The 16,495-nt window shown below is 46.5% G+C and carries 11 protein-coding genes; 3 read left to right on the forward strand and 8 right to left on the reverse strand.

Annotated features, from left to right (window positions below; genetic code table 11):
* The first annotated feature begins 73 nt into the window (after positions 1-73).
* Positions 74-3,418, forward strand: a complete 3,345-nt coding sequence (locus ASC49_RS10955; RefSeq protein WP_055463279.1) for a DUF748 domain-containing protein — start codon at positions 74-76, stop codon at positions 3,416-3,418.
* Positions 3,419-3,505: 87 nt separating this feature from the next.
* Here the strand turns inward: ASC49_RS10955 and ASC49_RS10960 are convergent, their stop codons facing one another.
* Entirely contained in the window at positions 3,506-4,636 is a 1,131-nt protein-coding gene (locus ASC49_RS10960) for a glycerate kinase type-2 family protein (RefSeq protein ID WP_055463280.1), read from the reverse strand.
* 115 nt (positions 4,637-4,751) lie between these two features.
* Positions 4,752-7,799: an NAD(P)-dependent oxidoreductase gene (locus tag ASC49_RS10965; protein WP_245624695.1), complete on the reverse strand. Its 3,048-nt coding sequence runs from the start codon at positions 7,797-7,799 to the stop codon at positions 4,752-4,754.
* A gap of 293 nt (positions 7,800-8,092) precedes the next feature.
* On the opposite strand from ASC49_RS10965, the gene ASC49_RS10970 reads away from it, so the two are divergent.
* Positions 8,093-8,353 carry a YdcH family protein gene (locus tag ASC49_RS10970; protein ID WP_055463281.1) on the forward strand — a complete coding sequence of 87 codons (261 nt, stop codon included), beginning with the start codon at positions 8,093-8,095 and terminating at the stop codon, positions 8,351-8,353.
* 69 nt (positions 8,354-8,422) lie between these two features.
* On the opposite strand, the gene ASC49_RS10975 is transcribed toward ASC49_RS10970, so the two are convergent.
* The 6 genes from ASC49_RS10975 to arfB form a co-directional block, all read right to left on the reverse strand.
* The gene (locus tag ASC49_RS10975) at positions 8,423-10,093 is read right to left on the reverse strand and encodes an amino acid ABC transporter ATP-binding/permease protein (protein ID WP_055463282.1); all 1,671 of its coding nucleotides are present in this window, start codon (positions 10,091-10,093) and stop codon (positions 8,423-8,425) included.
* Positions 10,059-11,783, reverse strand: a complete 1,725-nt coding sequence (gene cydD, locus ASC49_RS10980) for a thiol reductant ABC exporter subunit CydD (protein WP_055463283.1) — start codon at positions 11,781-11,783, stop codon at positions 10,059-10,061. The genes ASC49_RS10975 and cydD overlap by 35 nt, the downstream gene beginning before the upstream one ends.
* Positions 11,784-11,824: 41 nt before the next feature.
* Positions 11,825-11,941, reverse strand: a complete 117-nt coding sequence (gene cydX, locus ASC49_RS10985; protein ID WP_055463284.1) for a cytochrome bd-I oxidase subunit CydX — start codon at positions 11,939-11,941, stop codon at positions 11,825-11,827.
* Between the two features lie 44 nt (positions 11,942-11,985).
* On the reverse strand, positions 11,986-13,122 hold the full coding sequence (gene cydB / locus ASC49_RS10990; RefSeq protein ID WP_055463285.1) for a cytochrome d ubiquinol oxidase subunit II: 1,137 nt from the start codon (positions 13,120-13,122) through the stop codon (positions 11,986-11,988).
* Between the two features lies 1 nt (position 13,123).
* On the reverse strand, positions 13,124-14,701 hold the full coding sequence (locus tag ASC49_RS10995; RefSeq protein ID WP_055463286.1) for a cytochrome ubiquinol oxidase subunit I: 1,578 nt from the start codon (positions 14,699-14,701) through the stop codon (positions 13,124-13,126).
* A gap of 389 nt (positions 14,702-15,090) precedes the next feature.
* Positions 15,091-15,504: an alternative ribosome rescue aminoacyl-tRNA hydrolase ArfB gene (gene arfB / locus ASC49_RS11000; RefSeq protein ID WP_055463287.1), complete on the reverse strand. Its 414-nt coding sequence runs from the start codon at positions 15,502-15,504 to the stop codon at positions 15,091-15,093.
* Positions 15,505-15,633: 129 nt separating this feature from the next.
* On the opposite strand from arfB, the gene hisA reads away from it, so the two are divergent.
* The gene (hisA, locus tag ASC49_RS11005) at positions 15,634-16,398 is read left to right on the forward strand and encodes a phosphoribosylformimino-5-aminoimidazole carboxamide ribotide isomerase (RefSeq protein ID WP_055463288.1); all 765 of its coding nucleotides are present in this window, start codon (positions 15,634-15,636) and stop codon (positions 16,396-16,398) included.
* Positions 16,399-16,495: the final 97 nt, after the last annotated feature.

Genomic DNA, 16,495 nt, shown 5'->3' on the forward strand with positions numbered 1-16,495 from the left:
ACATCTAATTAAAATCACTCTACGGCGTCAATCTATCTGACGCTCTTCCAAATTAGTCAGCAAGGAGTAGGTTATGGCTAAGGTGCAAGCACATTTGAAACCGTGGCAACGAAAAACTCTGATTATTTCTATTGCCATACTGGTCATCCTGACTGTGTTTTGGACGCTGCTGCCAACGCTGACAAAATCGTTAGCGAACCGTTTTCTAGAGCCATATGAAGCTCATTTCACGGCCAGCGAAATCAATCCTGATCTATTCCCGATTGGCTTAAATCTATCAGATGTTGCCATCACGCAAGCAGAGCAGCCCACTTTAGCATTGAAGAAACTAAGTATTGGCTTAGATTTTTGGCCCCTGTTTACTGGCGCGTTTCATGTGAACCATATCTTGGTCGATGGCTTTAACATGCAAGTACAACAAGTACCGGAAGGCTGGGTTGTCGCAGGCATTCCAACCTACTCCACTGAGCCAGCAACAGAAGAAGAAATTGCTCCTGAAGAAAGTCAGACTGGCGGCGTTCCCCCTACTTTTTTCATTCGTAACGCCTCAATCAAAGACATTTCGGTCAATCTAACCACGGAGAATGGCAACGACGCTTTTGCCATTAACCGTTTAAACATTTCTGAAGTATCTCATGAGCTTTCTAACTGGCGCGGTATATTTGATCTTGAAGCAAGCATCAACAATGGCAAGGCCGTTCTAGAGGGGGATATTAGAGCTGACAAAGAGAAGGTAAATGCAGAATTAGAACTTGGCAATGTCCGACTTTCCAGCTCAGATGTTGAGCATTTTTTACCTGCTGGCTTAGGGCAGTTATCCGCCAATGGCTTGCAGTTAGAAGGCTTTACGCAAACGACCTACCGTTTTAAAGATAGCCCCATGTTAGCGTTTACATCGCCACTCATCACGCTAAAAAGCCACGACGTTAATATTGCTCAAAATGAGCAAGATCTTAGTTGGCAATCACTTCAGTCCGACATTAGAGACGTGTCGGTCAATATGATCAATAGCAACACCATTAGCGTGGAAGCAAACAATAGCTTGAGCGTTGAGGGTCTGCATTTTGCGACGGGAGATCAGCGTGTAGATTTAGGCAAGCTTGATCTATCCAATGACCTAGCACTCGATAAGTCCGGCGACATACTGCGCATCGCTAAAGCCAATACCAAACTTTCATTAGAGCAAAGTCATCTTAAAGCGGGTGACAATAGTGTTCAGCTATCACAATTTGAAAGCATCTTTTCTGATGTGACCGCGGAGTTGTCACTTCATAATTTGACCGGCGATGTGTCCGCTAGCTTGGATCTTTCAGCAAATACCTTGGTTGGCCAGCTGGCACAGGGGAGAAATTTTGATCTGAATTCGCTCAAGTTCAACGCTCCCCTAAGCGCTCAATTAAAAGAGAACAATCTAGCCGTTCAAGCCGACCAACTTAACCTTGCTTTAAATAATGGCCAATTTGACGGTGACGGATTGTCCACGCAGCTTGAGACACTGTCTCTAGGGTTAAACAACACGCTTATCAATCAAGTAGCGAACGACCTGACTATTAGTAATGATGAAGCAACTCTTAGCCTGTCAAATGCTGCCTTCAAAAATAACCAAGTGGATTTAGTATCTGGCGACTTCAATCTTGGCTTGAACAAGCTAGCGTTTAAACAAACCCCTAAAGCACTCTCGGTGACAGGCCAGAGCCGTATTAGCTCAGACAACCTAACGGTTCAGCTCAGTCAGCTACCTAACGATATGCCGCTAACGACGGTAAGTTACGACAATCTAAGCTTTAATAGTCAGCTGACATGGCAGAAAGAAAGTGAGCAAAGTGAATTAAACGCACAGCAGAATAGTCTGACCTTAGCGAATCTAGGTCTTGATCAGAAAGATGCTTTGCAAAGTCTATTACAGTCATTACAGCTTGATAGTGACGATGTCACCGTAAACCTTAATAACAATGGGCTAGAGCAACTTGCAATCAACCGTAATCAACTAGCGTTTGGCCCTTTATCATCGACTCTGGCGAACGGCTCCTCACTAGTGAACTGGAAAGATGTTGCCATTAACAGCTCGAATATTGCGATGAACGCTGCTGGCACCAGTGCGCAAGTTGAATCATTCATGGCAAATGAATTTCTTGCCTCTAAACCCAACAGCGAACGCCCCCAGCCAGCACTGGCAGCGTTTGAGAAGATGAGTGTCACAAACATTCACTTAGAACCAAAGGGTGTCACGGTGGACACCATTAATCTGGATAAGTTGATTGCGGGCATTACTTTGGCCGAAGACAGATCCATTGCCAACTTAGTAGTACCAGATTATCTGCAAGCAAAAGCAGAGCAAACAGAGGTAACTAAAGAAACAGCTGCTCAATCAAGCACACCAGATAAAGAAGTGCCATTCTATGCCGTGGTGCATCAGCTGAAGCTGTCACCAGATTCTCAATTTATCTTCTCAGATAACGGTATTAAACCAGCGCTCAGCCGCATTTTAGACATCGAACTGCTGACTATTGAAAACCTTAATACTCGCGATCCGGATGAGCAAATGCATGTGGTGCTGAAAGCCAAAAATGGTGATTACGCCACCATCGACAGTGATGTCAAAATCACACCATCAGCTAATCGTTTGACAATGGAAGCACAAGCTACCATTCGAGAAATAGAACTCCCCCCCGTTTCACCCTATGTTTCCAGTGCATTGGGGTATCAAATACATTCCGGTCAGCTAAATATGGACTTAAACCTAAAGGCTAAACAAGGTGTATTGGATGGCAACTCTCATATTGTGTTACGTCAATTTGATCTAGGCGGACAAACCGACAGCAACGCCCTATTGAAGGCTGGCGCCGTGCCGCTGGATCTTGCCGTAGACGCCTTGAAGAACCGAGACAATAACATTGTCTTAGATCTACCGATGAAAGGCGACATCGACAATCCTGAGTTCCAGTGGCAAAACTTTTTCTTATTGCCAATTCGCCAAGGGCTGTTCAAAGCATCAAGCACTTATTTGATGCAAACCTTTATCCCCTACGCCAACGTCATCACGCTGGTACAGTTCGCGGGTGAACAAGCCTTACGTTTGCGCGTTGAACCCTTGCAATACGCCCTAGATGAAGAAAACATCACGGCCCCCGAGCAGGAGGCCTTTTTAGATCAAATGATTAAGCTAATGAAAGACCGTAAAGGCTCAGAACTGAAGGCTTGCGGGGTCTCTGTGGTGCGTGATATCAACGATGAAATCACTTATAAGCAGTTAAGCGAAGAGGATCGAGCCTATTTACTGGATTTAGCCAACCGCCGTGCTGAGTCATTGAAGCGCTATCTTGTGGATCATGACATTCCATCTTCGCGAGTGTTCTTGTGCTCACCTTCAATTGATAAAGATAAAAATGCTTTACCACACGTAACCTTTACGTTTTAAGCAAAGCAATAAATTGGCGCAGGCAAACAAAAAGCCTCGACACTTTTCAGAGTCGAGGCTTTTCTAGAACTCTGCGCTTCGATCTAATTAACGAATGATCGCAACGACAATATCCATTACGTTTGTATTGGTTGGCCCCGTGATAAAAATACCACCATGCTGACGCAGATAAGTCCCCGCATCCGCACGTTTCAATGCATCGCGAGCACCTTCAATATCCGCAGCCGTTGAACCATCAACAATCCCCCCCGCGGCATCAGTTGGACCATCACTGCCATCGGTACCCGCAACTAGGATAAGAACGTCCTTGCGACCAACAATATGTTGTGCCAAACCAAGAGCAAGCGCTTGGTTACGGCCACCACTGCCTGGATTTTCTGGCAATTTTACCGTTGGCTCACCACCATAGATATATACGCCAGGTGCCGCTTTCGCAAGCTCTTGGCCGATACGATCCGATAGCACCGCCACGTCATCGTATAGGCACTCTTGGTTATCATTCACAGTGAAACCAAGTTGCTTGGCTTTCGCTGCAGCGGCCATACGCGCCACTTCGTTGGTAGCGATCAAATCGATGCTCGAATTGGATGGGCAACGCTTGGTGTCACCCGTACCTGAACCGATGGTGCTAATGCTGTCACCTTCCACATCAGATATCGCCAACACACGCACTTCTGCGCCTTTGAAGTTTTCTAGTAGCTTACCATCTTTGATCAAGGACGTTTCTTTACGACGAGTGTTGATCTGACCGATGTTGTAACCTGCTGCCAACATTTGATCGGTCAGTTGCTGCCAGTCTTTTAATGTCACATCGTCAGGTAACGCTTCAGACAGGGCCGACGTTCCGCCAGAAACCAGCAGTAGTAATTGGCTACCAGGCTGCATAGCTGCAACAGTCGCTAGCATCTGTTTACCCGCGTCCAATGAATGCTGGTCTGGCACTGGGTGCGCAGATTCAATCACAGTCACATTTTCCGCATCCCACATTGCTTGCTCGGTGTGGTCGTACTTAGTTACCAATAATGCTGGGCAATTTGTGCCAAGTGCCGCCAAAGCACCTGCACACATGCCACTTGCCGCTTTGCCCACGGCGATGATTTGATCTGGTTGAAAACCGTCAAATGCAGAGACCGCGCGATGTGTAGCATTAAAACCCGCGACGGCATCAATAGCGGCTTCAAAAATAGCGACGGCTGATTCTTTATCTACTGAATGCAAACCTATTCCCCTTATTTGCCTACCGGCTTATTACATAAAAAAGCCGCATCAACAGGACTTTCGTCACGGCGTTGATGCGGCTTATCGAGATATCTATGTAACTAGATACTAACTATTAGTTGCCGAATGGACCTTGCAGGCCGTTCTGAGCTAGTAGTGTACCGTAGATATTTGAGTTCAACACCATCATTTCAGTGTACTCAGCAACTAGTGCTGCACGCTTGTCTGCGTCTTGAGTGGCGTTGATCGCACCCCAGAATGCAGCCAATTGAGTCGCGCTGTCAGCCAATTGCTTGATCTGCTCGTCAGATAGATTCGCAACAGAGCTAGAGTTAACCTTACCTACACCGTTAACTGTCTTCGCACCGCCATCCGTATAACCAGCTGGTAGGTCGCCTTTTAGGTTCACTACTTTGCGGTACTTGATAACAGATAGAATTTGGTCAACTGCTTGCTTAGCACCTTCTACACGAGATACGTGCTCAGTGTCCGCTGCAGCGTGTGGTAGAAGCTCCATCTTGCCTACGTGTTTCTCGTAGATGTTACGGTATGGAACCATTGGGCCAGACAATTCACCCGTTTCTGGGTTTTTGAATAGGTCAGCGTCGATGGCAGCGTAGCGGATTTGGCCGCTTGCTAGTGCTGCGTCAAGCGCTTCGATATCCACTACTTCACCACGGTCGTAGTTTACCAACACGGCACCTTGGTTCATGGCAGAGAATACATCTGCATTGATGATGTCAGAGTTAGCGAACTTGCCAGTTTCAGCGTTGAATGCACCTAGACCAGTGTGCGGGCTAAGAACGTCAGCGCCTTGTGCTGCTTCAACAATGCTTGCAGCGTAAGTGAAGCCTTCAGATTCGATCCATTTCTGGTGAGCAGGACGCGCGTAAACAGAAACGTTCATGCCGAATGCAGCACCTAGTTTCGCTACTTCACGACCGATGTTACCGTAACCCACAACCGCTAGTTTCTTACCTTCAAGCTTAGTGGTTGGGAATTCAGCAAGGTTCTTACCTGTGTCGAAGTCACCAGCAACAACGCGATCGTGCATTGCAGAAACTTGTAGATCTGGAAGCACTTTAAGTAGTGCTTTCATAGCGGCTTGTGCTGTTGCACGGGAGTTGAAGCTTGGCGTGTTCATTAGTGGTGCAACACCACCTTCACCGTTACCGCCGCCCCAGCTAGCAGAACCCATGTTGCCAGTACCCGCACCGATACGTACACCGCCTAGCTCGAATTTAGATTCTGCAGGGAAGAATGTCGCAGCAGCGATCACTGCGTCATATTGACCTTCGCCAGTTTCTGCTAGTAGCTCGTCTTCACGGCTTAGGCTTGGCTGGTAGAAGAAGTGTACTTTACCTTTCTCTAGGTCGCCCGCTTCAGAAACAGAACCAAAGTGGAACTCACCGCCTTGAGACTTAATGTAAGCAGCCACTTCAGAGCAGTCAGCTTCGCCATCAGCGTTGAATACCATGCCTACTAGGTCAGCGATTAGTACCTTGTATGCTCGGTCAGCGTCGTCTACACGAACGTCAGCAGCACCCGATGCAGAAACAGCACTTTCGAAAGACTCACCTTTCTCAGCTAGGATTTCTTCTAGTACAGCGTTTTTCGCACGTAGGTAGCAGTACTGGATGTTATCTAGTAGTGCAGTGATGTCTTGCGCTGGACGAATACCACCGATCCAAGCACGGTAGTCACCAGGAGAACCTGGGAAGGCATTTACATAGCGAGCTACATCTAGACCTTTCTCGTGAGCACCATCAGTGTGAGTGATACCTTCGTAGCCTAGCATTTGCTTAGATTTCACGATAATACGATTATGTACGTCAGCATCAGTGATGTCTTTGTCAGTGACTTTAAGAAGTGTAACTGCTGCACCGCGAGAATCAGAATTAGATACACCTAGTTCGAATAGATCGTTGTTTTCAATCCACTGGTTTACTAGATCGCGGTTTGCTTTAGAACGTGCGTTTAGAGTGTATACGTCACCGATCATGCGCTCGTTACGTAGCACTGCGAAAGTTGTTTCAGCGAAAGCAAGTGTACTGAATGTGTTGATGATACCACCCAACATTTGGTCTTTTTCAGCATCGTAAATAGGACCAAGATCAGTGGTTTTTTCGCTTGATAGAGGCGCTTTTGCATCACGTGGCACAGCAATTTTAAGCTGACGTGGAATCGCCCAAGAAGGATCTTTTTGGTTCGCATTGATACGCGCAAGCGCTGGCTTTGTTAGAGAAACGATGAAGTAACCAGAGATACCGCCAATTGCTTTTTGGAATGGCATGAACATGTTACATTTCGCCAACACGCCATCTACAAGTTCTTGCGCCCATGGCATCGCACCTAGAAGAGACGTCGCGTCGATGACTGCGTGGTGTTCTTCTGGGTTCGCATCAACCCACTCAAGTAGGTTGCGGATTTCTTGTTCAGTGTAAGTCGTCGCACCCGTTGTTTCGTGGCCTACACCGAAGAATAGTTTAACGCCCTTTTCTAGTAGGAAAGACGCGCTTGGAATCGCACCTTCGCCTTCTGCGAAGATGATACGGCTTTCGTCACCGTTTGTAGCGTAGCGTTGAAGCTCAGTTAGCTGAGTACCCCAAGACTGACGGAAGAAACCACCCGCTTTACCTTCAGCAGATTCAGGCTTAGGTGTGTCAACGAAAACGATCTGAGATGGATCGTTAGCAGTCATTAGGTGTAGAGCTGCAGCTGTGAAACCACTGTGACCACCACCAAGACCCACAGCCATGCTGTTAGATTTAGGGAAGCCAAAGTAACGGTGGATTTCACGCATCATGTCGTTTAGGACTTTGTCTGCAGGGTAACCACGGTGCATGCCGCGACCGATTTCAGCCGTTGTAAAGCTACCAATACGGTTGCCTTTATCATCCAGTTTCGGGTAGTTCTCTTCGATCCATGCATCAAATTCAAAGCGTAGTTGACGAGCATCAACTTCGTTTAATGTCATGTCTGTGATAGGGCCTACACCAAAGAATTGGTTGCTAGTGGCCTGTGGAGCGCCGTTTTGAGTGAGTGAAAGCGCGCTTTCGCGAGCGGCTTTAATTTGCTCAATTGAAGTCATAAACGTGTTACCTGCAAGATAGTTAAAATGCATACGTACTGGCGTATTATTTTTTTCTGTCAGTTCAATCACTTATCTGCTTTACGCCGAAACATACCGCTCCGCCTGCGTCAACGCTCTCGAATCTAACAGATGCTCGCCTTTAGAGAATGCCGTACATCAATTCAATACATGAACTAGTGATTCAGTTTAATATTGTTTAAACGGGTAATAGTTACCTGAAAACGGCACAATTATGCATTTAATCTACAAGTGGCCAAAAAACGTCAAGAATATGCATTTAATCTATAAGTGACAGAAATCAATTTACCTGCGGCGTAAGAGGCGTAATCTAGAGGTACAAAGAACGAACAAGGAATACGACAATGCCAATTGAAAACCATAGTCTAGTTAACGAACTACCTGAGTACAAAGAGCAAATTCACGAACTAAAAATGAGTGATGACCACTTTCGTCGTCTATTCGAAGAATACAACTTCTTAACTCATGAAATTGAAAACATCGAAAAAGAGATTGTGCTCGCCAGCACAATGGAAGAAGAAGAGTTTAAAAAGCGACGCCTGCATCTGAAAGACACACTTGTAGGCATGCTACAAAAAGCAAAGGATGCGGAAAAGACCGCTTAAAAAGCCATTCGCCCAATCCTAAAGCCCACTCATTGTTAGTGGGCTTTTTGTGTCTTTGAAATCCCCCCACTAAAGCAGCTCAAGCTGTCGCGAGCGTCGATCAAGCGGCGAATCAATGTGGCTAACATAAATAAGCATTTTAGGTCTAAACGCATAGTGCTCTAGGGCATCGCATACACGCTGGATACTCGAACCGTCTAAACCGTCGAAGGGTTCATCCAAAATCATGATAGGCGCACCACGCAATAAGGATCTCGCAAGACAAAGACGTCGAGCCTGCCCACCAGAAATATCGCGCCCCTGCGCACCAAGCAAGGTATTCAAGCCATTGGGCAAAGCTTCGGCCCATTCTTTCAGACCTAACAGATTCAACACTTCCATCAGCTGCGCATCACTCGCCTGAGGATTACCTAGCCGTAGATTTGCTCCTAAACTCTGCTGAAAGATAACCGATTGCTGCGACAAATACGCAATCTGACTACGCCACTTTGGTTGATCCGTCAGGCACACATTGTGACCGTTTAAAAAGACCTCTCCACGATACGGCAAGTCTCCAGCTAAAGCGGCAAGGAAAGTACTCTTGCCTGCGCCACTGGATCCGGTGATACGAAGACGCTGACCACTTTGCATTTGAAGTGTCACTTTCGGCAGGCGTAATACGGAATGGGGATCATAAAAACCAACAAACTTACTTAATTCAATGGCTTCAACACTAGGAACAGGTATGTTATCGCCAGTCTCACTGGCAGCAATCACAGCTAATTGATTTAAGCGTCTTAACCCGACCTGGGACTGCCCTTGGGACAATACCGCATTTGCTAGAGGTTGAATTAATTCATTTACACCAAGTACTGCTAAGATTAACGCCACCAACCAAGCTCCATCAATCTCAGTATCTAGCGTAGCTCCCTGCTCCGTCCAGGAAACACAGAGCATCAATAAAGCAAAAATTAAAGCGATGGTGAATATATGACTGACGAGCTTTTGCCATGACACAACACGCTGCAAACGCTGCTGCAAAGTCTTTTGTCGCTCATCGAGCATCCCTAAGCGATCACCGTAATGCTGCCAATGACCACGAATCGTCAAAGTAATCAGAGCAGAAAAAAACGACATAAAACGACTACGGCGATGAACGGCCAAAGCCTGCATTCGATAAACGGCGGGCAACGCCAAGCGATTGGCAAGCCAAATCATCCCAAATAGCTGTAACACAGCATAAATCAAAATAGGAAAAACAAGCTCCATTTTGATCGACAGCGCCAATAGCAACAAAGCCAGACAGCCTAGCAGGCCATATATCCAAGGCATGATAACGGCCAGCGGCCACTTGATGATCATGTCCACATCACCCACCAAGCGCTGCAACAGATCACCTCGTGTCTGTTGGTAAACATGGCTAAATGGTGTTTTGACACGCTGATCCCACACCCACAACCGTAAACTTCGCAATAAACCTAAGAGATGGTCATGAGAAAAAACTTGCTCACCATAACGACCAGCAGTCCGAAGAATCGCCATCAATCGCACCAAAGCGCCTGGTGTAAAAAAGTTAAACACCAATGCCGTGCCCATCGCACTGGCAAGGCCTGCCGCCGATAGAAACCACCCTGATATGCCAAGTAATGCCACCGCCGCCAAACTGGCAATGATGCCAATTAACGTCGCCACTAATAAGCCAACAGGGTTATCCAGTAACAGAGATTTAAACGTAAGAGATGGGGGTTTGCGCTTCGACATGGACACCTTCCTCGGTCATAAGCCACTGCTGATTCGCCCAAATCACCGGATGCGTATCATGACTAATGATTAAAACGGTTTTGCCATAACTGGCTTCATCTAATGTATTCAGAACCAGCTCTGCTGTTTCACTGTCTAAGCTTGAACAAGGTTCGTCTAATAACCAGATATCCGCTTGGCTTAGTAATGCGCGGGCAATGGACAAACGCTGCATTTGACCACCGGACAATCCGGTTCCCGCTTCACTGATGGCAGTGTCCCAACCAAAGCGTAAGCTACCAACAAAATCCCAGCATTGAGCCTTCATTAATGCATTGCGTAACGCATCATCGGTACAATGCCCTAAGCCGAGCTCCAAGTTTTGCCGAATCGTGCCTTGCACCCATTCTGGTGTTTGCGGCAACCAGGCCAGACGACGTCGCCAAGCTGATAAGTTGCTTGCTTTTAACGGCTCTCCTTCTATTAAAAGCCCGCCTTCATAATGTTGCTCAAAGCCCAACAAAATCGCCATCAAGCTTGACTTACCGACGCCAGATCGCCCCCTTAACCAAACGCGATCTTTAGCCTTAATTTGCGCGCTTAAGTTAGCTAATCGAATGCGGCCCGCGTCAGCCCAATGTACATTTTGAAACTCAATCAAACAGGCAGATTGCTTGCCAAGGGAATGGGGATTTAAAACGGCAGCCGAATCCTCTTGATCTGACTCGGTTAACAACAAGATCTCAGCGATCTGCGTAGCAGCAGCTTCCGCTTTCTGTTTAGCATGGTAGTCATTGCCCAATTGACGTAGAGGCAAATAAAACTCAGGCGCCAATAGCAATAAGTAAAAGGCCGCAAACAAACTCACTGGTGCCACCCCAGCTTGCCAAGGCAACTGCTCTAATAGACCCAATCCCAAGTACAGTGCCACCATGGCAATCGCGACAGAAGAGAACAATTCAAGCGTTGCTGTTGATAGAAATGCTAAACGTAGCACTCCCATGGTGTTCTTTTGATACTCGCTGGCCGTCAGAGCCAAGCGCTCGCGGGCAATATCAACCTGCTCCAGACGCTTTAGCTCCGCCATACCTTGGTTGAGATCCATGAATTGATTGGATAACAACGATAACACCTTGAACTGTTTACGATTAGCATTGGCCGCTTTGTGGCCAACCAAAATCATGAAAAAGATCACCAAAGGCGCGGTCAATGCAAAGATAAAAAAAGCGACCCAAGACACAGGCAATACTGACACTAATATGGTCAAAGGTACAAAGGTCACAAGAAATACTTGGCCGACATAACGACTGTAATAATCATCCAACGCATCAACCTGTTCGTAAACACGAGTAGACAGCCCTGCATCTTCATCTAGCTCAAGGCGTTTCGGCCCCAGATGGGCAAGATGACGGATTAAGCGTTTACGTAAAGAAAAGCGGATATTGCGGCTGGCTGTTGCACTGAGTTGCTCACGTACAAACTGCAACACAGCTTTGAATAGAAAGGCACCACCAGCTAAGGCGGCTGACTTGAGGGGGAGATCCCCCTCAAGTACAAGATTAGCAAAGACAGAGGCTAACCCTAAGGCTTGTGCCACGATCGCTAGCGCGATTAAGACCCCTAACCATTTCACTGCTAAAAAGCGTCTTTTTTCAGCTTGTTGCAAGTCGAAAAGAAACTGATGTTCTGGTGTCTTAACCCGTTTACGCATCGCTAAAGCCTTAAATCATAAGGTAATAAACCCTAATAGTATTACATTGAATCTTCTGGAGATTCGCCGTCATAGCCGGAGAATTCAAGCCAGACAGCATTAATGATGCCGAATGAACACGCTAATAGTACACCCAACACCCAAGCAAAATACCACATAATGACTCCTTATAGCGGGGCAGGTTCCCCTGCCCCTTTGCATCTTAATAAAGTGAATGTGAGTTTTTAGCAATGTGCTCTTTACTCAAACGACCAAACATCACGAAGTAACTCCATAGAGTGTAAAGCAGTATAATCGGTACGAAGATACACGCCACAACAAACATGATCATCATGGTAGTCTCACTCGAAGTCGCGTCCCACATAGTCAAACTCATGTTTGGGAAAGACGAGGACGGCATTAGGAACGGGAACATAGAGCCACCCGCAGTCATAATGATGCCAGCAATACCTAGAGAAGACAGTAGGAATGCCAAGCCACCTCGACCCGCCGCGCCCATTAGACCAGCTAATAACATACCAGCAATACCAACGATTGGAGCAAGGATTAGCGCAGGGAAAACACTGTAGTTGGCTAACCAAGCACCTGCTTGGACTTCCGCTGTTTTCATCAGAGGCGTCATAACAGAGTTACCATCAAACTCGCTAGTGATAACGTAACCATCGATGCCATAGGCCAGCCAAACGCCAGCCAGTGCAAACAAGACAGCGGTTAACACACCAGACACCATCGTTGCTTTACGCACTTTGGCGAATAAGTTGCCTTCCGTTTTCAATAGCAACCAAGCACCACCCTGTGTCACAAGCATCAGCAAACTGACCAAACCACAAAGAATCGCAAATGGGTTTAGCAAAGCAAAGAATGAGCCGGTGTAAGTCACACGTAGGTATTCGTCAAACTGGAATGGTACGCCTTGCAATAGGTTACCAAACGCCACGCCAAAGATGATTGGCGGAACTGCCGAACCAAAGCCAATGCCCCAATCCCAGTTTCTACGCCATTTCGTACCTTCAAGCTTAGAACGGTAATCAAAGCCAATTGGACGGAAGAATAACGCCGCCAAGGTTAAGATCATGGCCATGTAAAAGCCGGAGAACGACGTAGCGTAAACAACAGGCCAAGCTGCGAATAAGGCACCACCTGCGGTGATAAACCATACTTGGTTACCATCCCAGTGCGGCGCAATCGAGTTGATCATAATCCGGCGCTCTGAGTCGTCTTTTGTTATCACGTTCAAAAGTGAGCCAACGCCCATATCAAAGCCGTCGGTGATGGCAAAACCGATTAGCAATACGCCAACCAATACCCACCAAATGACTTTTAACATTTCGTAATCCATCTTAAACCTCCTGCGCTTTAAGCTGGTCTGTTTCTTTTTCTAGCGCATAACGGCCAGTATGCAGACTTGAAGGACCTTGCTTAGCAAAGCGGATCATCAAGTACATCTCTGCGATCAAGAACACAGTGTACAAAGCTGTCATCAAGCCAAGTGATAGCCAGATTTGACCTGTTGTTAGGTTCGACACTGCTACGTGAACCGGTAACACCTCACCAATGGCCCACGGTTGACGTCCATATTCAGCAACAAACCAACCAGTTTCACAGGCAATCCAAGGCAACGGCAACGTCAACATAATGGCTTTCAAGAACAATCGGTTTTGGCCAATGCGACGACGAGCGTTTTGATAGAACGCAACCGCAAACACGACCAACATCAAGAACCCTGCCGCCACCATGATGCGGAAGGCAAAGAACAGCGGCGCAACTTTCGGAATCGAGTAATCCACAGCCATATCGAGTTGCTCTGGTGTGACATTATTAATGTCATCCGTAAAAGCTGTTACCAATAGACCGTAGCCAAGGTCATCTTTCACTTTTTCGAAGTTCTCTTTCAATAGAGGGTCTTCATTACCACTGCGAAGTTCCGCTAGCAGTTGGTTAGCATAAATGCCGTTAACAATGCGCTGGCGGTGATATTCTTTCAGCTCTTTGATACCAACCACTTCCTCATCAAGGGAACGGGTTGCAATCAAGCCCATTAAGCCTGGCATGCGCAAGGCATACTCAGTTTCTTCAAGCTCTTGATTCGGGAAACCAATGATTGTGAACGGTGCTGGTGCTTCGTGAGTTTCCCACTCTGCTTCAACAGCCGCTAGTTTCACACGCTGCACTTCACCTAGCTCGTAACCAGACTCGTCACCCAGGATGATTACACTTAGCGTTGCCGCTAAACCGAACGCCGATGCAATAGCGAAAGAACGACGAGCAAAGGCAAGGTCACGATTTTTAAGTAAGTAGTAGCTGGAGATAACCAATACGAAGATGGCACCAGTTACATAACCTGCTGATACAGTGTGAACAAATTTCACCTGCGCCACTGGGTTAAATAGCAAGGCACCAAAGTCCACCAATTCCATACGCATGGTTTGGTAGTTGAATTCAGATCCGACAGGGTTTTGCATCCAGCCGTTAGCGATCAAGATCCATAGAGCAGATAAGTTAGAACCTAAAGCCACCAACCAGGTCACCATTAAGTGCTTCACTTTGCTTAGGCGGTCCCAACCAAAGAAGAACAAGCCAACTAAGGTGGATTCTAGGAAGAAGGCCATCAACCCTTCGATTGCCAATGGCGCACCGAAGATGTCGCCTACGTAATGCGAGTAGTAAGACCAGTTAGTTCCAAATTGGAACTCCATAGTCAAACCGGTTGTCACACCTAGGGCGAAGTTAATACCAAATAACTTACCCCAAAAGCGCACCATGTCCTTGTACACCTGTTTGCCAGTAATGACATACACGGACTCCATAATCGCGAGAAGGAAAGAGAGGCCGAGGGTCAGAGGTACAAACAAAAAGTGGTACATGGCCGTTAGCGCAAACTGTAACCGCGAGAGCTCTACAACTGCTTCATTAATCATGATCTTAACCCATGTCTAACGTAAGAAAACGGCGGCTCTTCCTAGGCACTGAAATGCTCTTATTTCTTTTGGTCGCCACAAATGCCAAAACATTCACAAAATGTATGACTGGCATACACGTGAATTATTTATTAGCAAGGCTTATGGGTCATTGCGTTAGATCAATAAATAACGCTAATAACTTCACTCTCGTTCAACTTACACAATCCTTACAATAAGGAAGTAAGATAATAACTCTCAACACGAAGTGGCATAACACCCAGAAGCAATGCTCGGGGCATATTAGATTCTTATTATTTACATGAGTCAACACAAATAGTAATAAGCTTATACCATTTGGCAATACAAATAATCTCAATATAACAATAGCTAATAATGATTAGTTTTCTTTACCATTTTGCTTGGCGTTGGCTTTTAATCGCCCCACGCTGCTTTTTGCTGTCTAAGCGTTTACGTTGCGAACTCTTAGTCGGCTTGGTGGCTCGGCGCGCTTTTTGCGGTCGGCAAGCGTCGAGGATCAGCGCTAATAAACGCGCTAACGCATCCTCACGGTTGGCTTCTTGAGTGCGAAATTGCTGGGCTTTAATCACCAACACCCCCTCTTTAGAAATACGGCTATCTTGCAAAGCTAAAAGTTGCTCTTTGATGCGCTCAGGAAGTGAAGATTGCACGATATCAAAACGTAAATGGATGGCACTAGAAACCTTATTCACATTTTGCCCGCCCGCCCCTTGTGCTCGGATCGCACTCATTTCAATTTCATGATCCGGTATTTCTACGGTATTCGAGACCTGTAACGCCATATCTTCGCTCAATTGCTGTTTGTCGTGGCAATATTGTAACAGGTCACTTAGCTTTCATAATGTTACTTCGCATCTTTTGACAAGTTCGTTACAATCAACGTCCTTTTTGATTTAAGACTGGAGCCATCAGTGACACTATTTCGTCCATGCATCGACCTACACCAAGGCAAAGTGAAACAGATTGTAGGGGGGAGCTTGAATGACACTGGCGCTAAAGAAAACTTTATTAGCGACTACGACGCGGCCTATTACGCCAACCTATATCGTGAGCATGGTTTAACAGGTGGTCATGTCATTGCACTGGGCAAGGATCACGAGAATAAACTAGAAGCGTTAAGTGCTCTTCGAGCCTACCCTAATGGACTTCAGTATGGCGGTGGTGTGACCGTTAAAAACGCAGCAGAATTCCTAAAAGCTGGTGCCTCTCACGTTATAGTTACGTCGTACTTATTCGAAAACGGCGAATTCTCGTGGGATCGCCTTGATCAAATTAAGCGCGAAACAGGGACCGAACGTTTGGTTCTGGACTTGAGTTGTCGTCGTGTTGATGACAGTTGGTTTATTGCAACGGATCGCTGGCAGACCATTACCTCTACAGAAGTGAACCTAGACAACTTAATCGAGCTCGCTAACCATTGCGATGAATTCTTAATTCATGCGGCAGATGTTGAGGGCTTACAAGCTGGCATTGATGAAAGGCTAGTCACTCTGTTAGGACAGGGCTGTCCAATTGATGTGACTTATGCAGGAGGAGCCCGATCCTTAGCAGATCTTAAGCGTGTGCATGAGCTGTCTAATGGTCAAGTCGATTTAACCATCGGCAGCGCTTTGGATATCTTTGGTGGCAAAGGCGTCATTCTTGAAGATTGCATCAATTGGAACCATCAGCAGTAAAATCTCAATTAAATCGGGGGTTCTTTACATGGTCCTCGATTTGTTGCGCATTCGCTGACTCGACATCTAAGCCTCATTACCGCATACTTGGCGCACA

The organism is Marinomonas fungiae (assembly GCF_001418205.1).
In the GTDB taxonomy this organism is placed as follows: domain Bacteria; phylum Pseudomonadota; class Gammaproteobacteria; order Pseudomonadales; family Marinomonadaceae; genus Marinomonas; species Marinomonas fungiae.